This window comes from Globicatella sanguinis (genome assembly GCF_002847845.2).
Taxonomy (GTDB): Bacteria; Bacillota; Bacilli; order Lactobacillales; family Aerococcaceae; genus Globicatella; species Globicatella sanguinis.
On sequence record NZ_CP126962.1, the window covers coordinates 748,507 to 771,022 of the forward strand.

A 22,516-nucleotide genomic window follows, 5' to 3' on the forward strand; every position below is an offset into this window, starting at 1 on the left:
AACAATCTAAAGGTTTGATGTTTGCGATAAACCTGTTTAATTTCTTTCTGTTGACTATGATTTATTACCGTCGATCCAAAGGTCATTTTATGAAAAAGCTTGTCTCTTTAACTTCATAACCATGAAATTCAAGGTGTCTAAGACTGTCAATGTTATATTTTTACTTAATAAACATCCACTATCATCATTATTATGAAACATTTCACTATTTTTTATAAGTCTCACTTTTATGTTCACGAGTTTCATAATTAAAATCATCTCGGTTGATTTTAACTTTTGAAACAGTATTTTTTCAACTATAACTTTATAGATCTGATTCGATTAACATCCTGTTATCCAATCGTAAATGCATTCCTGGCCTATAAAGTGTTAAGTTCCATTTGATACAATATAATCCAATTAATAAAATTTTATATTTAATTCTATTTATGGTGCATTCCCCCTTCAATGCTATATCGTTTAGATAGCAGGTCAAACCTAATTTTAGATCCTCTATCATATTAAAAATAGCATAGCAATAAGCTTTCATCAATATTATTTAGTATTCTTAACAAATTCTTAAAAAGTTAATATTACATTTGCTGTTTTTTGTTCACTAGATTAAATTTAGATTAAATTTAAAATTTAATTTAACAATCAGAAAGGTATTTCAAAGGGGATAGCACCTAATATTTGTCTTGCTTTATTCAGCTTTTTCAGAATGTTTAATTTTATTATTGAAGGGTAGTTTTATGTTGCAAATTGAATTTAGTAAAGGTTGCTATGTCTTCTATTAGTATTGCTAGTTAACTACTAAAAATAATTATGATATGTATATGGATAGGTATCTACTAAAAGTACCATTGATTTATGAGTTTACAACACTTCATATCATATGTATCTTTTCAATGTAAACATTTCATTACTGTTAAAATCGATGAGACAGTAAAATCGATGAGACAGCGAAACTAGAAGTGCATTTTCAAAATATGTCTCACACGAATTTTATAATCAATAAGCTTCATTACACAAAAAGACCACTACCCAATCAATTAGGTAGTAGTCTATGAATGCTATTTTAATGACTTAGCTGTCTAATTTTTGAAGATTTGATTACTCATGTTCACGTTTTGAACGAAACACGAAGAATCCTCCAGCCAATAATCCAATACCAATAGTGGTTGTAACAATCTTATTCATGATTGACTCACCAGTATTTGGTAAATGTTTACGATTATTTGGTTTATTTGGTGTGTTTGGTGTTGTTGGTTTATTTGGTGTTGTTCCACCCGGTGTTGTCGTTTCTTCAGCACCTGGTGTAGTTGTTCCCTCTTCACCTGGTGTGGTAGTTTCCTCTTCACCTGGTTTTGTCGTTTCCTCTTCACCTGGTGTTGTTGTTTCTTCTTCACCTGGTTTTGTCGTTTCCTCTTCACCTGGTTTTGTCGTTTCCTCTTCACCTGGTGTTGTTGTTTCTTCTTCACCTGATGTGGTCGTTTCCTCTTCTCCTGGTGTCGTTGTTTCCTCTTCACCTGGTGTTGTTGTTTCTTCTTCACCTGGTGTTGTTGTTTCTTCTTCACCTGGTGTGGTCGATTCTTCTGTTGTTTCAGTGACAATACTTGTTTCCGTTTCAACGGTTGTAGTATTGTTATTGAAGTTTGTTATAGTGAACAACACTGGTTTATCATTTGGTAAGTTAAAATGATATTGTTCATTTGTGAAATCATAGCCAGCTGGCGCTGCCGTTTCAACAAAGTAATATTCACCTTCAACTAAATCTTTTACTTGTACTAATCCACTTGCATCAGTTTTATACGAACCAATCTTAACTTCTTCAATTCTTTCGACTGGTGCTGCCGTTGTGGTTGCTTCCGTTGTCATTGCAGTTTTCTCTGCTAACTTCGCGACCACTTGTTCTTGTAATTGAACAATTTGTGCATTTAAACTTTCGATTTCTGCTGAATGATCAATTACAGTTGGAGCTTCCGTAACAGGGTCAATATACACTTCTGTTACATAGCTTTCTTCAATAATTGTACCATCTTCAGCCGTAACTTCTGGAACTATTGATGTTTCAACAATCGGTTCAACTGATTCTGAAGAAATCACCGTTCCGTGTTCTGATTCTAAAACAGCTACTTGATTTTGTAGATTAGCAATCTGTTCATTTAACGCTTCGATGGCTGCATCAACTTCAGATGTATCAACTGCTGCTGGTTCAACTGTTACTGGTGCATCCTCTACCATCGTTTTAACGATTCGATACAATTCGAAAGTTACACCTTTAACGGCATTACCATGTTGATCAATTTTCTTAATAGAAGCATCATACAACTCTGGTTGAGGTGCCTCAGTTGATGAAGTTGTATCTGTTACTGTCACTGTCACAATCGAAGTAGTTGTTTCAGAAGATGTTGGTTCTTCCGTTGTTGTTTCGCCAGTTGTCGTTGTTTCTTCTTCAGAAGTCGTTTCCTCTGTTGTTTCAGAAGTCGTTTCCTCAACAGTAGTTTCTGTTGTCGTTGTTGTCTCTTCTGGTGTTGGTGTACCTGGGACTTCGTTCTCATCGTCACCTGGTGGGGTGTCACCATCTGGTGTCGTACCAGTCGAAGTCACGCTATTGATCACTGAACCTGCGGCCACATCCTCTGCGGTAACAACATATGGTGTTGTCACTTCATAAGTATAGCTAGCTCCTGGTGCTAACGGTGTTTCAAGGGTAATCACTTGATCTTTAATACCTAATTTTTCATCCGTAAAGGTGATAGCGGTAATCTCATTGGTTCCGGTGTTGGTAAAAGTAAAGCTATAGTAGATTTTATCGCCTTCAGCTTTAAATTTAACCTCGTCATAATCTACATCAGCACTATCTGTAACACGAGTGGCTGTTTTCTCTACTGTCATACCTGGTGTTGGTGTACCTGGGACTTCGTTCTCATCGTCACCTGGTGGGGTATCACCATCTGGTGTCGTACCAGTCGAAGTCACGCTATTGAACACTGAACCTGCGATCACATCATCTGCGGTAACAACATATGGTGTTGTCACTTCATAAGTATAGCTAGCTCCTGGTGCTAACGGTGTTTCAAGTGTAATCACTTGATCTTTAATACCTAATTTTTCATCCGTAAAGGTGATGGCGGTAATCTCATTGGTTCCGGTGTTGGTAAAGGTAAAGCTATAGTAGATTTTATCGCCTTCAGCTTTAAATTTAACCTCGTCATAATCTACATCAGCACTATCTGTAACACGAGTAGCAGTTTTCTCTACTGTCATACCTGATGTTGGTGTACCTGGGACTTCGTTCTCATCGTCACCTGGTGGGGTGTCACCATCTGGTGTCGTACCAGTCGAAGTCACGCTATTGAACACTGAACCTGCGGTCACATCATCTGCGGTAACAACATATGGTGTTGTCACTTCATAAGTATAGCTAGCTCCTGGTGCTAACGGTGTTTCAAGGGTAATCACTTGATCTTTAATACCTAATTTTTCATCCGTAAAGGTGATAGCGGTAATTTCATTGGTTCCGGTGTTGGTAAAGGTAAAGCTATAGTAGATTTTATCGCCTTCAGCTTTAAATTTAACCTCGTCATAATCTACATCAGCACTATCTGTAACACGAGTAGCAGTTTTCTCTACTGTCATACCTGGTGTTGGTGTACCTGGAACTTCGTTCTCATCGTCACCTGGTGGGGTGTCACCATCTGGTGTCGTACCAGTCGAAGTCACGCTATTGAACACTGAACCTGCGGTCACATCATCTGCGGTAACAACATATGGTGTTGTCACTTCATAAGTATAGCTAGCTCCTGGTGCTAACGGTGTTTCAAGGGTAATCACTTGATCTTTAATACCTAATTTTTCATCCGTAAAGGTGATAGCGGTAATTTCATTGGTTCCGGTGTTGGTAAAGGTAAAGCTATAGTAGATTTTATCGCCTTCAGCTTTAAATTTAACCTCGTCATAATCTACATCAGCACTATCTGTAACACGAGTAGCAGTTTTCTCTACTGTCATACCTGGTGTTGGTGTACCTGGAACTTCGTTCTCATCGTCACCTGGTGGGGTGTCACCATCTGGTGTCGTACCAGTCGAAGTCACGCTATTGAACACTGAACCTGCGGTCACATCATCTGCGGTAACAACATATGGTGTTGTCACTTCATAAGTATAGCTAGCTCCTGGTGCTAACGGTGTGTCAAGTGTAATCACTTGATCTTTAATACCTAATTTTTCATCCGTAAAGGTGATGGCGGTAATCTCATTGGTTCCGGTGTTGGTAAAGGTAAAGCTATAGTAGATTTTATCGCCTTCAGCTTTAAATTTAACCTCGTCATAATCTACATCAGCACTATCTGTAACACGAGTGGCTGTTTTCTCTACTGTCATACCTGGTGTTGGTGTACCTGGGACTTCGTTCTCATCGTCACCCGGTGGGGTTTCACCATCTGGTGTCGTACCAGTCGAAGTCACGCTATTGATCACTGAACCTGCGGCCACATCCTCTGCGGTAACAACATATGGTGTTGTCACTTCATAAGTATAGCTAGCTCCTGGTGCTAACGGTGTGTCAAGGGTAATCACTTGATCTTTAATACCTAATTTTTCATCCGTAAAGGTGATAGCGGTAATTTCATTGGTTCCGGTGTTGGTAAAGGTAAAGCTATAGTAGATTTTATCGCCTTCAGCTTTAAATTTAACCTCGTCATAATCTACATCAGCACTATCTGTAACACGAGTGGCTGTTTTCTCTACTGTCATACCTGGTGTTGGTGTACCTGGGACTTCGTTCTCATCGTCACCCGGTGGGGTGTCACCATCTGGTGTCGTACCAGTCGAAGTCACGCTATTGATCACTGAACCTGCGGCCACATCCTCTGCGGTAACAACATATGGTGTTGTCACTTCATAAGTATAGCTAGCTCCTGGTGCTAACGGTGTTTCAAGGGTAATCACTTGATCTTTAATACCTAATTTTTCATCCGTAAAGGTGATAGCGGTAATTTCATTGGTTCCGGTGTTGGTAAAGGTAAAGCTATAGTAGATTTTATCGCCTTCAGCTTTAAATTTAACCTCGTCATAATCTACATCAGCACTATCTGTAACACGAGTAGCAGTTTTCTCTACTGTCATACCTGGTGTTGGTGTACCTGGGACTTCGTTCTCATCGTCACCTGGTGGGGTGTCACCATCTGGTGTCGTACCAGTCGAAGTCACTGTGTTGAACACTGAACCTGCGGTCACATCATCCGCTGTGACAACATATGGTGTTGGTACTTCATAGGTATAGCTATCTTTTGGTGCTAACGGTGTGTCAAGGGTAATCACTTGATCGTGAATACCTAATTTTTCATCAGTAAATGTGATGGCGGTAATTTCATTAGTTCCTGTGTTGGTAAAGGTAAAGCTATAGTAGATTTTATCTCCTTCAGCTTTAAATTTAACCTCGTCATAAGCTACATCAGCACTGTCTGTGACACGAGTAGCTGATTTTTCTACCGTCATACCTGGTTTTTGTGGTGAGTTAACCATATGTAGGGTATTGCCATCTAAATATGTTCCCTCTTTTGCATTATATAGAGTTACGACAGCATTCCCTTGATCATCAAAACTCAACTCTGCATAGAACGACTCATCTGTGACATAGCCATTAGGGGCTTTTGTTTCTTTAATCGTATAGACTGAATTTGAGTTCAATCCTGTAAATGTTACTTTACCTTCAGCGTCAGAAGTAGATGTATGAACCTCAGTTTGATCATAGTCATTAGTTGCTGTAAACTCCGCACCCTCTAAAGGATTTTTAGAAGTATCAATTTTATAAAATTCATAGGATACCTCTTCACCTTCTGCATCCGCTTTTGCATCTAATTGATAAATATAGGCATTAGCCGTGCTGTAACTATTGTCTGGTCTAACAATAGTAGCAGAGTTTTCAAACGCATTTTGTGCTTTGGGATCTCCTTTAGTATAAACTTCAATAATATATGAATCTCTTCCTGAATCTAAGTTTATATTAAATGATCCTGCTGAAACATTAGCACCACCTAAAAATTCACCTAATTCATAACCTAAACTTTCATAGACTGTTGTAGCAGTATAAACTTTATAAGATTCGATCGTCATGTTGCCTGACTGCACTCTATCAGTTAGTCTTGACACTGGCATATTAGCTTGTTGTGGATTAACAATAATGACCCACTTATGTAACCCAGTCTCTGGATCATATGAAACTGGATATTTGGCTAAACCATGGTTAAAGAAACCACTATTTGTAAATTGGATATTGGATTTTGCAGTAATAGTCTTATCACCAGTTATAAAGTTGAAAGAATATTCCCCAGAACCCTGTGTAAACTCACTTCTGTCAGCTTCACGTTCAAAAGATAAGGTTCCTTTAATATTGTTATATTTTGTAACATTATCATTCAAAGTTACTTTGACAGTTCTAGTTGTAGCATCAATGTCCATCTGCCCGATTACAATCCCATTCGCGGATTTGACGGGGATATCAGTATCGTTTCCTATTGAAGAAAGTTTTTCGTCATATACAATCGAAAAAGTATCTCCTGATTGAGCTGTATTTGGAAGTGTAAACTCTGCATAAACCGTGACATTATGATCATTCAAACCGTCTCCACTTGTAAAATTTTCTTCCATTGTGACATTCGTAACAATGTTTTCGTTTGAAATATCTGCTGCATTTGCTAGCAAGATTTCTCTACCCGTGAATATCTGAAAAAATAAAAATAAGAAAGTTATCAATTTATGCACATGATAAAACCTATTTTTCCCATTCTCCATGCTCTTCCCTCCTAAAAATCTTTTAAAATCTTGGATAGTAAAATTAAGCTAGAAAAATAAATAGGCCATTTGTATGGTATCCTAAACATAAAATCACATGCTAAGGAAGGAGTACATACAAATGGCTTATACACATCTTACCATGAAAGAATTGATTTGGATAGAAAATTATTACGATAGCGGTAAAAAAGTAACGGATATCGCTAAAAAATTAAATCGGGCCATCCAAACCATTTATAACGTCGTTAATTTTCTTAAAAATAGTGGTAATATTCAGGAATACTACGATCAATATAAAGAGAATAAATCACGCTGTGGTGCCAAAAAGAAGGTCTTTAACACTAAACAAATCACATATATTAAGAAAAAAGTGGACCAGGGGTGGTCTCCTGACGTCATCATTGGTCGGAATGAACTCCCATTAGGATGTACAGCTCGAACACTTTATCGTCGTTTTAAAGACTCGGAACTCTTTGATCCCTCAACTTTACCGATGAAAGGTAAGAGAAAACCTAATGGGTATCAGGAAAAAAGAGGTAAACAACACTTTAGACGCACCATCGAAGATCGTCAAAAAGAAAATCCACAATATGAGAAAGAATTTGGACATCTAGAAGGTGACACTATTGTCGGAAAAGACCATAAGAGTGCAGTCCTAACACTGGTCGAAAGAATCAGTAAACTCATCATCCCGATAAAAATTAACAGTCGCAAAGCAAGTGATGTGCGAATCGCTTGTGATAACTGGTTTGCTTATTTACCGAGAAATTTATTTAAATCCATTACGTTTGATTGTGGAAAAGAATTTTCTGATTGGCAAGCCATTTCAAATGTCAATGACATCAATATTTACTTTGCTGATCCCGGTTGTCCGTCACAACGCGGCTTAAATGAACACTCTAATGGACTACTTCGAAGAGATGGGTTATCTAAGGGGATGGATTTTACCGATATATCGCAGGAAATACTCAGCCAAACAGCTCATTTCCGCAATGAAATTCCACGAAAATCATTAGGTTATCGAACGCCAATTGAAGTTTTTATCGATTGTTGTAAGGAACTTGGATGGATAGATGCTTTCTAATGCACACAATGTGTTTGTTAAGACAGTGAATCCATTGCGTAAGGCACCTGATTGTTAGAGCTTGACTTGGTGCCTAGCCCGGCATGATGATTTGGGGATGCTTTTTGGGTCTTCTACCCAAACCCTTTCCCCAACTCGCTATTCGCGAGTATCATACCGGAGCATCCAAGTCAAGCTCTAACGATTTAATGCATCAATCTGACTCACTACACTTGCCACAAATCTGACGTTGTGGAAACCTTAAAGTCAGTGGCTAATTTATACTTGAACTTTCGAACAACCATTTTAATTATCAATTAGAAAAAAAGCAAACGTATTATGTGTTAGGTAAAAATTCTAGCTTAATTTGACAATCAAAAAATAAAAAAAAGAATCTATTTTTATAATACTTGGATAGTAAAATTAAGCTAGAAAAATAAATAGGCCATTTGTATGGTATCCTAAACATAAAATCACATGCTAAGGAAGGAGTACACACAAATGGCTTATACACATCTTACCATGAAAGAATTGATTTGGATAGAAAATTATTACGATAGTGGTAAAAAAGTAACGGATATCGCTAAAAAATTGAATCGAGCTATCCAAACCATTTATAACGTCGTTAATTTTCTTAAAAATAGTGGTAATATTCAGGAATACTACGATCAATATAAAGAGAATAAATCACGCTGTGGTGCCAAAAAGAAGGTCTTTAACACTAAACAAATCACATATATTAAGAAAAAAGTGGACCAGGGGTGGTCTCCTGACGTCATCATAGGTCGGAATGAACTACCATTAGGATGTACAGCTCGAACACTCTATCGTCGTTTTAAAGACTCGGAACTCTTTGATCCCTCAACTTTACCGATGAAAGGTAAGAGAAAACCCAATGGGCATCAGGAAAAAAGAGGTAAACAACACTTTAGACGCACCATCGAAGATCGTAAAAAAGAAAATCCACAATATGAGAAAGAATTTGGACATCTAGAAGGTGACACGATTGTCGGAAAAGACCATAAGAGTGCCGTCCTAACACTGGTCGAAAGAATCAGTAAACTCATCATCCCGATAAAAATTAACAGTCGGAAAGCAAGTGATGTGCGAATAGCTTGTGATAACTGGTTTGCTTATTTACCGAGAAATATATTTAAATCCATTACGTTTGATTGTGGAAAAGAATTTTCTGATTGGCAAGCCATTTCAAATGTCAATGACATCAATATTTACTTTGCTGATCCCGGTTGTCCGTCACAGCGAGGTTTAAATGAACACTCTAATGGACTACTTCGAAGAGATGGATTATCTAAGGGGATGGATTTTACCGATATATCGCAGGAAATACTCAGCCAAACAGCTCATTTCCGCAATGAAATTCCACGAAAATCATTAGGTTATCGAACGCCAATTGAAGTTTTTATCGATTGTTGTAAGGAACTTGGATGGATAGATGCTTTCTAATGCACACAATGTGTTTGTTAAGACAGTGAATCCATTGCGTAAGGCACCTGATTGTTAGAGCTTGACTTGGTGCCTAGCCCGGCATGATGATTTGGGGATGCTTTTTGGGTCTCCTACCCAAACCCTTTCCCCAACTCGCTATTCGCGAGTATCATACCGGAGCATCCAAGTAAAGCTCTAACGATTTAATGCATCAATTTGACTCACTACACTTGCCACAAATCTGACGGTGTGGAAACCTTAAAGTCAGTGGCTAATTTATACTTGAACTTTCGAACAACCATTTTAATTATCAATTAGACAAAAGCAAACGTATTATGTGTTAGGTAAAAATTCTAGCTTAATTTGACAATCAAAAATACTTGGATAGTAAAAAATAAATTTAATTAAAATTATGAAACATTCCCCCTTCAATGTTATATCGTTTAGATAGTAGATCAAACCTAAATTTTAAGACACCCTATCAGTTTAAAAATACCATATAATTGGGTTTTAAGCAATATTATTTAGTATTCTTAATTAATTCTTAAAAAGTTAAGTTACATTAGCAGTTTTCTTTTCACTAGATAAAAATTTGATTAATTTGAAATTTTATCTAAAAATCAGTTAGACGGCTAAAAGTGATAGTTGTAACTAAAACTGACAATTTTTTCCTCGTTAAAAAAACAGAATCAAATTTTCGCCAATGGAGAAAATTCAATTCTGTTCTTTGTCTTGATTCAGTTAATTATTGCGATTCTATTTTATAAACAAACATTAATCTTTTTTATAGTCTTCTTTTAAACTCATTGTAATCGAATTGATTAATGATGCTAAGGTTATTTTGACTGTCAGTAGCCATTATTTTGGCTAAGGGCATGCCATTAAAGGTATTGGTCTTCACCATCGAATAGATTGCCATATCACAAAAGATTAGTTTATCACCGATTGCGAGTGGTTGGTCAAACGAATATGTCCCAATAATATCTCCGGCTAAACAAGTAGGTCCACCAAATTGATAGGTATAGGCTTTTTCATTGGGTTGTCCTGAATTAATAATATTCGGTCGATACGGCATTTCAAGTACATCGGGCATATGACACGTAGCAGACGTATCTAAGATGGCATTCGTGACACCTTGATTATGCGTAATATCCAATACCGATGCGACTAAATAGCCCGCATTTAACGCGACGGCTTCACCTGGTTCTAAGTAAACAGTTAAATCATATTGTGTTTGCATATGATTAATCAAACGAATTAAGCGTTCAATATCATAGCCCGGGCGAGTAATATGATGGCCTCCGCCAAAGTTTAACCATTTCATTTGATATAGTAAATCGCCAAATTGGGCTTCAATCGCTTTTAAGGTAATTTCCAAATCATCAGAGTCTTGTTCACACAAGGTATGGAAATGTAAGCCGTCAATGCCTGTTAGATCTTGTCCTTCAAAATCGGTTACTAAGATGCCCAAGCGTGAATCGGGTGCACAGGGATCATAGATCGCATGGCCATCTTGAGTTGAAACATTTGGATTAACTCTTAATCCAAAGCTAGCTTTTGTTTGATTCTTTAAGTGTTTAAATCGATGCCATTGTGTAAAGGAATTGAGCACAATATGATCAGCGATTGGCAATATTTCAGTCATTTCCTCATCACGAAATGCCGGCGAATAGACATGAACTTCGCCTGGGAAATGTTCATGTCCTAAACGTGCTTCATAAATCCCTGAAGCGGTCGTACCATCTAAATATTCTGCTATCAGCGGATAATAATGATACATCGAGAAGGCTTTTTGAGCGAGAAATATTTTACAACCCGTAGCGCTTTTAACTTCTTGTAAGATTTCTAAATTATGACGTAATAAATTTTCTTCGACCACAAAGGCGGGCGTTGCCACTTGATCAACGGCCCATGGAATGTTCATCTCCGTCATCTTAGTCCACCAATACAGGGTTGAAGTCTTCTTGCCAAGGTAAGCCCCATTCATTTAAAGCGTCCATAAAAGCATCAGGGTCTAACTCTTCTACATTATGAACACCAGGTTTGGCCCAGGTACCATTCAAGACTAACATGGCACCAATCATCGCCGGTACACCTGTCGTATAAGAAACGGCTTGCGAACCAACTTCACGATAACATTCTTGATGGTCACAGATATTGTAAACATAGTATTTCACTGGTTGGCCATCTTTAGTTCCTTGATAGATACAGCCAATATTGGTTTTACCTACGGTACGCGGACCTAAGGTTGAAGGGTCTGGTAAAACTGCTTTTAAAAATTGAATCGGCACAATCTCGCGTCCTTCAAACATAATCGGTTCGATCGAGGTCATCCCCACATTTTCTAAACATTTCAAATGCGTTAAATACGATTGACCAAATGTCATGAAGAAACGAATACGTTTGATACCTTTAATATTTAAAGCTAAAGATTCTAATTCTTCATGATGTAATAAATACATATCTTTTTCGCCTACTTGGTCGAAATGATACTCACGTTTAATTGCCATTGGTTCGGTTTCAATCCATTCGCCATTTTCCCAATAAGAACCTTTGGCAGACACTTCACGGATATTGATTTCTGGGTTAAAGTTAGTCGCAAATGGATAGCCATGGTCACCGCCATTACAGTCTAAAATATCGATGTATTCAATTTCATCGAAGTAATATTTTTGAGCATAAGCGGAAAAGACGCCTGTGACACCTGGGTCAAAACCTGAACCTAAAATAGCGGTAATGCCTGCTTCTTCAAATTTTTGGCGATAAGCCCATTGCCATTTATATTCAAATTTGGCTTCATCTTTTGGTTCGTAGTTTGCGGTGTCTAAATAATGTGTTTTGGTGGCTAAACACGCATCCATAATGGTTAAGTCTTGATATGGTAATGCTAAGTTGATGACGATATCAGGTTGTTCCTGTTCGATTAAGGCGATTAATTGATCCACATCATCCGCATCAACTTGTGCTGTGGTAATAATCGTCCCTTTTCCATCTAATTTTTCTTTTAATGCATCACATTTTGATTTTGTACGAGACGCAATACACAATTCTGTGAAAACCTCACTATTTTGCACACATTTATGTGCCGCAACACTCGCAACGCCACCTGCTCCGATAATTAATGCTTTTGCCATTTTCTTTCCTCCTTGGTTCTTGTCTAATTTATTTTATTTTTAATTTTTTTCTTGATTCGTCCATCATTTATCTTAATTAATAACGATTGGGTTCTTTTGGTGTTATAAACCGGTTAGACACCTTGTCATTAAGTTGATTAAGCTCATTTTCCTTAGTTAAAGGCTAATAAAATTTCGCGGATGATTTTGGTTGCTAAAGCCGTTGAAGCACCACTCAAATCATAATGCGGGGATAACTCATTGACATCAATGGCCACGACATTTAATTGGGCAATATCGATAATCGATTGTAATAAGGTCATAAAGTCAATGCCTCCGGCTTCGGGTGTACCCGTTCCAGGAAAGGCAGACGAATCTAACACATCAAGATCAATCGTTAAATAAACGGGTTTATCTTTTAAATCTGCAATTGCTTTTGGTAAGCCACTAAGATTGAATTTTGTTAAATGCGTATGTTCTTTAGCAAATTCAAATTCCGCTTTTTCGCCAGAACGGATACCCAATTGGTAAATCCGATCATCGCCTACAATATCCCAAAGCCGACGGATAATCGTAGCGTGAGATAATTCAGCACCTAAGTACTCTTGACGTAAGTCCGTATGAGCATCTAATTGAATCACGCAAACATCGGGGTATTTCTCAGCGACAGCTCTAAATTGACCTAAAGTCACTAAATGTTCACCACCAATCATTAACGGTCTTTTGCCGGCTGATAATATTTCACGGGCATGATTTTCTATATCTTGTAAAGCCAAATCTACTCTTCCGAAAGATAATTCTAAGTCTCCAGAATCAAATATTTTCACTTCCGATAAGTCTTTATCTTGATACGGGCTATAAGTTTCCAAACCAAAAGAATCATTGCGAATCGCTTTCGGCGCAAAACGAGTCCCTGGTCGGTTAGAGGTGGTTGAATCATATGGCGCACCAAAAATGACCGTCGTTGCTTCTTCAAAGCTTGCATCACAAGCGATAAAGGTTTCAATATTAGGTTTCATATTAGGTCAACTCCTTTAAATAATTAGGTAAGGCAAAAGCTGCTTGGTGTAAAGCCAAATTATAATAAATGGTTTCAATCCGTTCGCGGTGAAGACGGACATTGGCTTCATCGACCTGCCAGCTCGTTCCCTTAGAAGAAAAACCAGCTAAGATATAACCTGCTGCATAGGACGGTACTGAAATCATATACGTCTCATTGATTGGAAAAACTGCTTTTAAGCGACTCATAACATGTTTGAATGCTTCGACATCTTCGTTATAAAAGGCATTGACTTGTTGAGACAATAATATTCCTTGTTCTGTTAGAGCATTGTAACAATTGCCATAAAATTCACGGGTAAATAAGGATTCATTTAAACCAAAGGGATTGGCTGAGTCGACAATAATTAAGTCATAAGTATTTTCACAGTGGCGTACAAATTTTAACGCATCTTGAATGTATAAACTTACTCGTGGATCATCAAAACAGGGTCGGGTTTCCGGTAAATGTTCTTGGCAAATTTCGACTAAGCGTTGATCCAGTTCTACTACATCAATATTTTCAATCGATTGATATTTTTCTAATTCACATAATACGCCACCGTCGCAGCCACCGATGACTAAGACATTTTTTATGTTGGGATTGGCTGATAGTGGCACATGCGCCATCATTTCAGAGTAGAAATACTCATCTTTCTCCGTCGTAATTAACTCGCCATCGAGCGTTAAAATGCGACCATACTCTCTCGAGTCTAAAACCGCGACATGTTGATATTCCGTTTGTTCGGTGTGGACGACTTTTTGCACATTAATGCCTAATTTAACATCTTCTTGATGATAATCATCGAACCATAATTCCATATTATTCCCCCTTTGGTGTTTATTGGTTGGTTTGGGTATGTTGTTACTTTGTTGGCTAGATCATTGATAGCCTGTTTTGATTTTTGCTTGAGCAATTTATTCTGCGAATGTATGAGTCGCTAATTTAATGGGTTGGTATCTGCTACTGTTACGATCGCATCATAGTTAGTGCTATTGTTCCATTCATTAAAAGGTTAAGGTACGCTTTTCTTAAGTTTCGTTGCATCAATCAATCTAGCTACTTGATTAGTACTAGGTTCACCCCATTACAATGCTTACTTCACGACTTGCTTAGTACTGGTTCGGCCATTACATTGCTTATTTCACGACTTGAATGTTTTGTAAGGTTGGGTCTTCCGTTCCCATTAAGAAACAGCCTTTGGCACGAGCATACTCAATATGATCGATGATTTCTTGAGTAATGAGTTCTCCAGGCGCCACAATCGGAATGCCTGGTGGATAGCACATGACCATTTCTCCGGCGATTTGGTTAACACTTTCAGCTAAAGGTAGTGGATATTTTTCTGAGAAAAAGGCTTTGCGTGGTGAAATGGCCACTTCAGTTTTCGCTATGTCAAAGACTAACAAACCTTTTTTGGTCTTTTTAAAGCGACGACGAATTTCAGCTAAGGCACTCACCAGTCGTTCAATATCATGGATACGATCCCCTACAGAAATATAGGCTAAAATATTAGCTGAATCTCCAAACTCGATTTGGATATCATATTCATCACGTAATAAATCATAGACTTCAATACCAGTTAATCCGGTATCGGTAGTTTTAATACTTAATTTGGTTTGGTCAAAATCAGCAATCCCATGACCGTCAATAATTTCCTTAGAGTAGGCGTAATAATCACCAATCGCATTAATTTCATTACGAGCATAATCTGCCAATTGTTCGACTTTATCAAAAGTAGCTGCTCCATTTAATGCCAAGTGGCTACGTGCTAAGTCTAAACTGGCCATTAATAAATAAGAGGCGGATGTGGTTTGAGTCAAGGTAATAATATTTCTGACATATTCCGGGTCTATTTCATTATTCACTAATAAGAAAGAAGATTGGGTCAAAGAGCCACCTGATTTATGCATGGAAACAGCAGCCATATCGGCACCGGCAGCCATTGCTGAAATCGGTAAATGCTTACCAAAATAAAGATGAGTGCCATGGGCTTCATCGACTAATACTTTTAATCCATGTTGATGTGCTAGGTCGGTGATGCCTTTTAAGTCGGACGCAATGCCATAATAAGTCGGATTATTCACTAAAACGGCTACTGCCTCGGGATGGTTTAAAATCGCCTGTTCGACGTATTCAAGTGGCATACCGGTTGAAATTTCTAGTTCAGCATTATAGGGCGTTTCCACATAGACTGGAATTCCACCACACATGACTAGGGCATTAATCACGCTTTTATGTACATTGCGCGGTAAAATAATTTTTTGTCCTTCTTTTACCACTGAATACACCATATTTTGTACAGCCGAGGTAGTGCCATTGACCATGAAAAAGGCATGCTTAGCGCCAAATGCTTCAGCCGCTAATTGCTCGGCTTCTTTAATGACCGATACGGGATGACTTAAGTTATCTAATAATTCCATTGAATTGGCATCCATGGTGATGGCTTTTTCACCAATAAAAGCTTTTAGCTCACTATTTGAACGACCTCTCTTATGTCCAGGGACATCAAATGGCACGATACGTCGTCTCTTTAATTCATGTAATGCCTCTACAATCGGCATTCTTGTTTGATCCAATCTATTTCACTCCTTTGGGTTAACCGTTTATGATTCTTAATAAGGTGACAAATTGTGGTAGTTTTATATTTGAGACTGCTCATTCAAATACGGATGCGGTGATTGCGTTGATGAGACTACTCATTCAAATATGGATGCGGTGATTGCGTTTTTGCGCTTGTTACGTTGGTTAAGTTTATCACGTTTGTTGCGTTTATCGCGTTTATCGCGTTAATTGCAGTTGCTTCGTTCAAATATAATTGACTACCCTTTGTGTCTACTTTTTTACATAAAAAATAGACCAAGCATTTTCTGCCTGGTCTACAATTATCTACATTCGTTTTTAATAAATTAAAAATACGTAAACTTTTATGAAGACACACGGTGCCCCTTAAAGTTCATTTGTAGAACGAAGAGTCTATATAGCGCAATACTTTTACTACTCTTACTATCGTTTTCACAAGCACAATGCCTCAACATTATGTTATAAAAAATTTGAGTCGACAGATAGATATCCATCTCTTCAATAGACCCCTTAAAGAGTCCGTTTACTACTTCAAACCTGTTCTTAATAAACAGCAATAAGTTTGGCAAAAGTGTTGACTCGCCGCTCTCGTTCGCAGTGTTCGTTCACTGACATGCTAAATATTAACATTCAATAAATAACATGTCAATTGTATTTTTAGTTTTATTTTTATATGGGGATAAGTGTTCGTGTTTTTAAGCTTCCATTGCGATGTGTAGGCTAATATTTTGAAAGCTCGTGATTTTAGGATGGTGGTTGTTTGATTTAGAGGTGCCACACATAAACTTCTGCATTTTGTAATATATTAAATGATCGTGTTTTTAGGTTTATGGAAATGCGTCCCGCTTTTATGATAAGATTTAGCCGTATTGCGGATTGTTAACTGCATAATATTCACCGTAATCCTTCATTTACGAAAGCTAAAATAACCCCTACCGCCATAAATACGATAGGGATTTGCTTGGCATTTATTCACCATAAACTGTATGAATCAACTGGTCTAAATCCAATTCATCGTGATGATAAATTTTATGGTCGACCATCGATAAGTCTTGCGCAGGATAATGGCTGTCGATGTAACCAATACAATACATGCCCGCTGCCTTAGCGGCCCGAGCACCATTGTGTGAATCTTCAATGACGATACACTGTGAAGGTTCCATTTCCAATAATTTGGCTGTATGCAAATAAATCCCCGGGTCTGGTTTGGATAGATTAATCGCTTCACCACTCACTAAGAAATCAAAATAGTCTTGTGCATTTAATACATCAACGGTTTGTTGAATTTCTTTCATTCCCGATGAAGAGGCGATGGCGAGACGAAAACCGTGTGCTTTCAATCTCTTTAATAAATCTAAAATCCCTGGATAAAAAATGAGCCCGTGCTCCTCATCCAATTCTTCCTTATAAGCCATCATTTTTTCAGTCAGTTCAGCCGGTGTACTATCAATTTGGAAATCTTCAATAATTCGAGTCCAAGTATAAGTATTAGTGGTACCAATAAACTGGTTGGTATACTCTGAGTCGACTTCATGACCATAATCGTTGACAACGCGTTGAATCGCTAGGGCATAATACTTTTCGGAATCAATTATGACCCCGTCCATATCAAAAATAAAAGCTTTCATGTGCTCCTCCTCGTGTTTTTTATTACTTTCATTTTCATTTTACTGTAATGTGAAGCTTTAATAAAGCTAAATCTATTTTATAAGGTTACTTCGCTTTTTCAAAGATTTTACGAAAATCAAGTGTCTTTTTCAATTAAACTTTGTTAAGATTAAGCTATGCTTATTAAAGGAGACGATATGCAGTGAAACAATTTAATACAAAATTACCAGGGCTAATCATCGCTTTATTAGTAGCCTTGGTCGCATGGTACCTTGGTAAATTATTCCCTTTAGTCGGAGGACCCGTCATCGCCATTTTTCTAGGAATGATACTCAATCAGTGTGTATCCAACCAATCTCAATTCACTGACGGTTTAAATTTTAGTTCAAAATACATTTTACAAACAGCCGTCGTGTTATTAGGATTTGGCTTGAATCTCAATCAAGTGTTAAAGGTGGGATATAGTTCGCTACCGATTATCGTCAGTACGATTTTAACCTCCTTATTGATTGCGTATCTTGGCTATAAATTATTTAAAATCGATCGTGATACGGCGATTTTAGTCGGTGTTGGGTCTTCAATTTGCGGTGGTTCTGCGATTGCGGCAACTGCTCCTGTTATTGATGCGGAAGAATCCGATGTGGCACAAGCCATTTCAGTCATCTTCCTATTTAATATTTTGGCGGCAATCCTGTTCCCCATTTTAGGGCAAATATTAGGCTTATCGAATGAAGGGTTCGCGATATTCGCCGGAACAGCGGTTAATGACACCTCTTCAGTGACGGCTACTGCGACCGCTTGGGATGCGATTCATCATTCCAATACACTTGATAATGCCACCATTGTTAAACTAACCCGAACACTGGCAATCATTCCGATTACATTGGCTTTATCTTATATGACAAATCGCCAAACAAGTAATGGACAATCATTCAGTTTTAAACGTGCTTTTCCCAAATTCTTATTATATTTTGTACTAGCATCCTTATTCACAACCTTATTTGATAGCTTAGGTATTAACATGGCCCTATTCAGCTCATTCAAAACTCTGTCTAAATTCTTTATTATTATGGCTATGGCTGCGATTGGTATGAAAACCAATATTAGCAAATTAATCCGTTCAGGCGGCCCCGCTATTTTATTAGGTGCCCTTTGTTGGATTAGTATTACGATTGTGTCATTAGTGATGCAGTCATTAATGGGAAGTTGGTAAAATGACGATACTTTAGTATTTGGGCATGAATGGGAGTAAATAGGCGGTTTTTGAATTGTTATGCTTGGTTGTAAACTATGGAAACTCGTGTCGCAATGCTGCGTTTTTAGCAGATGGACCTGTAGTCGTCGTTGACAGATAGCTTATGAATGCTCGTTGTCAGTTATGACCAAGATTAACAATGCTTATTCGCAAATAATTAGATCATGAGTGCCCTTGACAGTTAGAAACCGTGCCCATGAAACTAATTTGTAAGAAAACTAGCCCCAATATTGATTATTCTGATTATTGTATAGCGTAAAATATAAAGAGCACCTTTTCATAAAAGAGAACTCAAGAGTCGTTCAGGTGATTAGGTGCTATAATTTATTTATAGTATTGAGTTGCGGTTATGAATGGCGTACCAGTCTTTTGAAAAGTCTTTTACTGCTTGTTCAATATTAACATCAGCTAATAGCTTATCTAATACGTCAGTGCCTAGTGTCACATACTCAGAACCTGAATTTACTGATTCTAATACTTGATAAATATTTTTGTAACTTGCACCTAGTATTTTACTTGAACTACTACTATTAATAATATTTCCATTTATCTGTGATACTACTTCAAACGGGTTGGTACCCAAATTTTGCATTCGATTAATATAAGGAGCAATAAAATCAACATTCCATTCTGATGCTAAAATTCCTTGAATACTTGAATACACTGCCGTTGCTGTTATTTTTATTTGTTCCTCTTTTAATTTTTTTATTGCCATTAACCCATTTCTGCTAACAGGAATTTTAATAAAAGCTTTTTCATCTACCTTTTCTAAAATATTAAATGCATCTTCTAATATTCCATTGTAACTATCAGATATTACTTGAATATGTAAACTTCTATTTGTTCCTATTAACTTACGAATATTTTTCATATGATCGAAAAAATCAATATTTCCTTCTTTTTTTAATATGCTAGGATTAGTTGTTACACCCTCGATAGGTAAATATTCTAAATATTCTTCAATTTTCGATATATTTGCTGAATCTATCAATAATTTCAAATTTTTTCCTCCTAATTGTCTAATGAAAAACCATCAAACTTATCGATAATTAGATCGGTTGCTGATAAATCTTGTTTAGGATAATCTGGATTTTCAAAACCAATGCAATACATTCCAGCGGCCTTTGCTGCTAATGAACCATTTTTAGTATCTTCAAAAACTATACATTTTGATGGTTCTATATTTAATAATTCAGCGGTCTTTAGAAATACGTCTGGGTGCGGCTTAGAATTTTCAACTTCCTCACCACTCACTAAACACGAAAAATATTGTATTAAATCTAACTCATGTAAATTTCTAATAATTTCATGCTTTGGAGATGATGAAGCAACAGCTAATTTATTTCCTTTAGAATAAATGTCTTTAATAAATTTTTGTACCCCTTTTATCGGTTTAACTCCATCTCTTTCAATCATTTCATTTCTTTTTCTATTCATCTCAGAAATATAATAATCTATCCCTTTTTCTAAATTTAATTCATTTTTCATTGTTGACCACATATATTCATATGTTGTACCCATAAATTGATATTGATAGCTAATTGGCATTTCTTTTCCTGATTCTTTTAATATTTCCGTTTTGGATTCCAGATATGTATACTCTGAATCAACTATTACACCATCCATATCAAAAATAACGTATTTCATCCTAATCTCCTTTACTCTAATTTTCTTATAAATGAAATTTTACGTTTTATTTGTATAAAGCAATTTCTGTTCCTATTTGAATGTCATCAATTTGCTTATCTTCAACGTATAATGTTCCTGCCAATTCTGCTACTTTTTCACCAGTAAAACGAATCGTTATATGTCCTAGGTCTTCTAAGTTCTTTTTAACAGCATTTCCCACTGCTGTTACGATATACTCCTGATTATTAATTCGTAATTTCATTCCTGGTTCAATTTCTCCATCTAAAGGATTTACAATTATATTGAATGTATAATCAGCTAGTTCAGCTGGTGCATTTTCCCCAAATAAAACAACCATTTTTTCTTCAATAAACATTTTTGCTTCCGATCCAATATTAACGACTTTTGTTTGATAAATTGCCATCTAAATCTTCCTTTACACTATTGATATAATCCAAAACTTGCTAACCATGCGACTAAAACTCTAGGTACTCCATTTAAGAATCTTGAATATAACACTGCTGGAACTCCTACTTCAACTGTTTTTGATTCAGCCTCAGCTAAACCTAATCCGACCGGAATAAAATCACATCCATTTTGGGTATTAATTGCAAACAATGCAGGTAATGCTAAATGTGGTGGAATTATACCTTTTCCAATTTGCACACCAATTAAAGTTCCAACTATTTGAGAAATTACCGCTCCAGGTCCTAATAATGGTGATAACACAGGGATAGAACATACAAAACCAATCAGAATTAGTCCCCAAATATTGCCTGCTAATGGGGCTAAAATGTTCGCTATCCACGTACCAACACCTGATGCTTCAATTATTCCAATTAACATTGATACGAAGGCCATGAATGGAATGACTGTATTTAACATAGTTTGAACAGCTTCTCTAGCTGCCTGATTAAAGATTGATACTACTTTACCTGCACCCATACCAATTTTCGCAATTAATCCAGGATTCGTAGTCTGCTCCGTAATTTTTTTGGTCGTATCATATTTACTTATATTTGGTGTTTCATTATTAACATTTGCAGTTGTTAGTTCAATCTCATTTTCTTCAGCTAACTGGATTTGATTTAATCCTACATTTGAAACATAAATATCTTCAGTAATGTATTGAGCTAGTGGTCCAGCTTTTCCCGTTGCGATAACGTTTAATGTAGGAATTCCTTTTTTTGGATAAATTCCACATCTTAAAGTACCACCACAATCAATAATCGCAAGTGCTATTTGATCATCAGGAATAGATGTTTTAAATCCATTTACTGCTTCCATCCCTGTTAACTCTTCAATTTTATTAGCAATCTCTGGTTTTTCACCACCACCTACAACGTAAATAAATTTATTTCTCTCCTCAGTAGGTGTGATAATTAAAGGTCCTCCAAATCCACCATTTCCTTTAGTTACCTTAATACTTTTATAGGTTGTCATATAAAAATCTCCTTTACGCTTTTACTGTTTTTTCTAAAACGACACCTTGTTGTTTCATTAATCTTTCGGTTATGAAATCTGTCGTCCATCCACCAATAGCATTCATTACCAAACCTACTAATAAATATCTAATAGCTAATTCAGCGGTGTTTAATCCTAGAGCTTCAATACCTTGAGCAATCCCAAGCCAAACAAACAACTCGCCTGGATTAATGTGAGGGAAAACACCATTGCTTGTATGACAAAATTGCATTTGTGATGCAATAAATCCTGGTTTATAAAATTCTGGAAGGAATCTTCCCATGGTCATAGACATTGGATTACCTAACATAAATGCTGAAACAAAAGGTAAAATCATATATCTTGTTATCCAATTTGAATTTGAGGCTTCAGCTAATTTATTAACACGCTCTTCTCCTAATAGTGCTACAAAAGCATTCATAGCAACCATTAAGATAAGTACTAGAGGGACAATAGATCCCATCCAACTTATAAATGTGTTTGCACCTGCCTGGAATAAAGAAATAAATCCTTCTGCAAATTTAACTAAAAAATCCATA

Annotated in this window: 15 protein-coding genes; 3 read left to right on the forward strand and 12 right to left on the reverse strand. The window is 36.9% G+C overall.

The features are described 5' to 3' along the window. Positions 1 to 1,092 precede the first annotated feature (1,092 nt). On the reverse strand, positions 1,093 to 6,777 hold the full coding sequence (locus CYJ72_RS03135; RefSeq protein WP_284630409.1) for a DUF7507 domain-containing protein: 5,685 nt from the start codon (positions 6,775 to 6,777) through the stop codon (positions 1,093 to 1,095). Positions 6,778 to 6,898: 121 nt separating this feature from the next. Between CYJ72_RS03135 and CYJ72_RS03140 the strand changes: the two genes are divergently transcribed. Together CYJ72_RS03140 and CYJ72_RS03145 are read left to right on the forward strand one after the other, a co-directional pair. Next, the gene (locus tag CYJ72_RS03140; RefSeq protein ID WP_101975427.1) at positions 6,899 to 7,861 is read left to right on the forward strand and encodes an IS30 family transposase; all 963 of its coding nucleotides are present in this window, start codon (positions 6,899 to 6,901) and stop codon (positions 7,859 to 7,861) included. A 480-nt stretch (positions 7,862 to 8,341) separates the two neighbouring features. Continuing rightward, entirely contained in the window at positions 8,342 to 9,304 is a 963-nt protein-coding gene (locus tag CYJ72_RS03145) for an IS30 family transposase (RefSeq protein ID WP_284630089.1), read from the forward strand. A gap of 766 nt (positions 9,305 to 10,070) precedes the next feature. On the opposite strand, the gene nspC is transcribed toward CYJ72_RS03145, so the two are convergent. The 6 genes from nspC to CYJ72_RS03175 all read right to left on the reverse strand — a co-directional run bounded on the left by nspC (position 10,071) and on the right by CYJ72_RS03175 (position 17,649). Beyond that, the gene (nspC, locus tag CYJ72_RS03150; protein WP_284630873.1) at positions 10,071 to 11,210 is read right to left on the reverse strand and encodes a carboxynorspermidine decarboxylase; all 1,140 of its coding nucleotides are present in this window, start codon (positions 11,208 to 11,210) and stop codon (positions 10,071 to 10,073) included. Positions 11,211 to 11,220: 10 nt separating this feature from the next. After that, positions 11,221 to 12,420 (reverse strand): saccharopine dehydrogenase family protein, encoded by a 1,200-nt coding sequence (locus CYJ72_RS03155; RefSeq protein WP_284630411.1) that lies wholly within the window; start codon positions 12,418 to 12,420, stop codon positions 11,221 to 11,223. Positions 12,421 to 12,572: 152 nt separating this feature from the next. Then, the gene (gene speB, locus CYJ72_RS03160) at positions 12,573 to 13,418 is read right to left on the reverse strand and encodes an agmatinase (protein WP_284630413.1); all 846 of its coding nucleotides are present in this window, start codon (positions 13,416 to 13,418) and stop codon (positions 12,573 to 12,575) included. A gap of 1 nt (position 13,419) precedes the next feature. After that, positions 13,420 to 14,259 carry a polyamine aminopropyltransferase gene (speE, locus tag CYJ72_RS03165; RefSeq protein WP_284630415.1) on the reverse strand — a complete coding sequence of 280 codons (840 nt, stop codon included), beginning with the start codon at positions 14,257 to 14,259 and terminating at the stop codon, positions 13,420 to 13,422. Between the two features lie 318 nt (positions 14,260 to 14,577). Further along, positions 14,578 to 16,002, reverse strand: coding sequence for an aminotransferase class I/II-fold pyridoxal phosphate-dependent enzyme (locus CYJ72_RS03170; protein ID WP_284630874.1), 1,425 nt, complete (start codon positions 16,000 to 16,002; stop codon positions 14,578 to 14,580). 987 nt (positions 16,003 to 16,989) lie between these two features. After that, the gene (locus CYJ72_RS03175; protein ID WP_284630417.1) at positions 16,990 to 17,649 is read right to left on the reverse strand and encodes an HAD family hydrolase; all 660 of its coding nucleotides are present in this window, start codon (positions 17,647 to 17,649) and stop codon (positions 16,990 to 16,992) included. A 182-nt stretch (positions 17,650 to 17,831) separates the two neighbouring features. On the opposite strand from CYJ72_RS03175, the gene CYJ72_RS03180 reads away from it, so the two are divergent. Then, on the forward strand, positions 17,832 to 18,842 hold the full coding sequence (locus CYJ72_RS03180) for a YeiH family protein (RefSeq protein ID WP_284630419.1): 1,011 nt from the start codon (positions 17,832 to 17,834) through the stop codon (positions 18,840 to 18,842). A gap of 370 nt (positions 18,843 to 19,212) precedes the next feature. On the opposite strand, the gene CYJ72_RS03185 is transcribed toward CYJ72_RS03180, so the two are convergent. The 5 genes from CYJ72_RS03185 to srlA are packed head-to-tail and all read right to left on the reverse strand — an operon-like array spanning position 19,213 to position 22,515. Beyond that, the gene (locus tag CYJ72_RS03185; protein WP_284630421.1) at positions 19,213 to 19,884 is read right to left on the reverse strand and encodes a fructose-6-phosphate aldolase; all 672 of its coding nucleotides are present in this window, start codon (positions 19,882 to 19,884) and stop codon (positions 19,213 to 19,215) included. Between the two features lie 11 nt (positions 19,885 to 19,895). After that, positions 19,896 to 20,531 carry an HAD family hydrolase gene (locus CYJ72_RS03190; protein WP_284630423.1) on the reverse strand — a complete coding sequence of 212 codons (636 nt, stop codon included), beginning with the start codon at positions 20,529 to 20,531 and terminating at the stop codon, positions 19,896 to 19,898. 46 nt (positions 20,532 to 20,577) lie between these two features. Further along, entirely contained in the window at positions 20,578 to 20,937 is a 360-nt protein-coding gene (locus CYJ72_RS03195; RefSeq protein WP_071407700.1) for a PTS glucitol/sorbitol transporter subunit IIA, read from the reverse strand. A gap of 17 nt (positions 20,938 to 20,954) precedes the next feature. Further along, entirely contained in the window at positions 20,955 to 21,956 is a 1,002-nt protein-coding gene (gene srlE, locus CYJ72_RS03200) for a PTS glucitol/sorbitol transporter subunit IIB (RefSeq protein WP_071407701.1), read from the reverse strand. A 13-nt stretch (positions 21,957 to 21,969) separates the two neighbouring features. Next, positions 21,970 to 22,515: a PTS glucitol/sorbitol transporter subunit IIC gene (gene srlA, locus CYJ72_RS03205; protein ID WP_071407702.1), complete on the reverse strand. Its 546-nt coding sequence runs from the start codon at positions 22,513 to 22,515 to the stop codon at positions 21,970 to 21,972. Between the last annotated feature and the right edge of the window lies 1 nt (position 22,516).

Excerpts from the sequence above, each read along its gene's own strand:
- CYJ72_RS03155 (WP_284630411.1), bottom strand. The coding sequence starts at position 12,420 with ATGGCAAAAGCATTAATTATCGGAGCAGGTGGCGTTGCGAGTGTTGCG.
- srlE (WP_071407701.1), bottom strand. The coding sequence starts at position 21,956 with ATGACAACCTATAAAAGTATTAAGGTAACTAAAGGAAATGGTGGATTT.
- CYJ72_RS03170 (WP_284630874.1), bottom strand. The coding sequence starts at position 16,002 with ATGCCGATTGTAGAGGCATTACATGAATTAAAGAGACGACGTATCGTG.
- CYJ72_RS03175 (WP_284630417.1), bottom strand. The coding sequence starts at position 17,649 with ATGAAAGCTTTTATTTTTGATATGGACGGGGTCATAATTGATTCCGAA.
- CYJ72_RS03140 (WP_101975427.1), top strand. The coding sequence starts at position 6,899 with ATGGCTTATACACATCTTACCATGAAAGAATTGATTTGGATAGAAAAT.
- speB (WP_284630413.1), bottom strand. The coding sequence starts at position 13,418 with ATGAAACCTAATATTGAAACCTTTATCGCTTGTGATGCAAGCTTTGAA.
- nspC (WP_284630873.1), bottom strand. The coding sequence starts at position 11,210 with ATGAACATTCCATGGGCCGTTGATCAAGTGGCAACGCCCGCCTTTGTG.
- CYJ72_RS03135 (WP_284630409.1), bottom strand. The coding sequence starts at position 6,777 with ATGGAGAATGGGAAAAATAGGTTTTATCATGTGCATAAATTGATAACT.
- CYJ72_RS03190 (WP_284630423.1), bottom strand. The coding sequence starts at position 20,531 with ATGAAATACGTTATTTTTGATATGGATGGTGTAATAGTTGATTCAGAG.
- CYJ72_RS03145 (WP_284630089.1), top strand. The coding sequence starts at position 8,342 with ATGGCTTATACACATCTTACCATGAAAGAATTGATTTGGATAGAAAAT.
- srlA (WP_071407702.1), bottom strand. The coding sequence starts at position 22,515 with ATGGATTTTTTAGTTAAATTTGCAGAAGGATTTATTTCTTTATTCCAG.
- CYJ72_RS03195 (WP_071407700.1), bottom strand. The coding sequence starts at position 20,937 with ATGGCAATTTATCAAACAAAAGTCGTTAATATTGGATCGGAAGCAAAA.
- speE (WP_284630415.1), bottom strand. The coding sequence starts at position 14,259 with ATGGAATTATGGTTCGATGATTATCATCAAGAAGATGTTAAATTAGGC.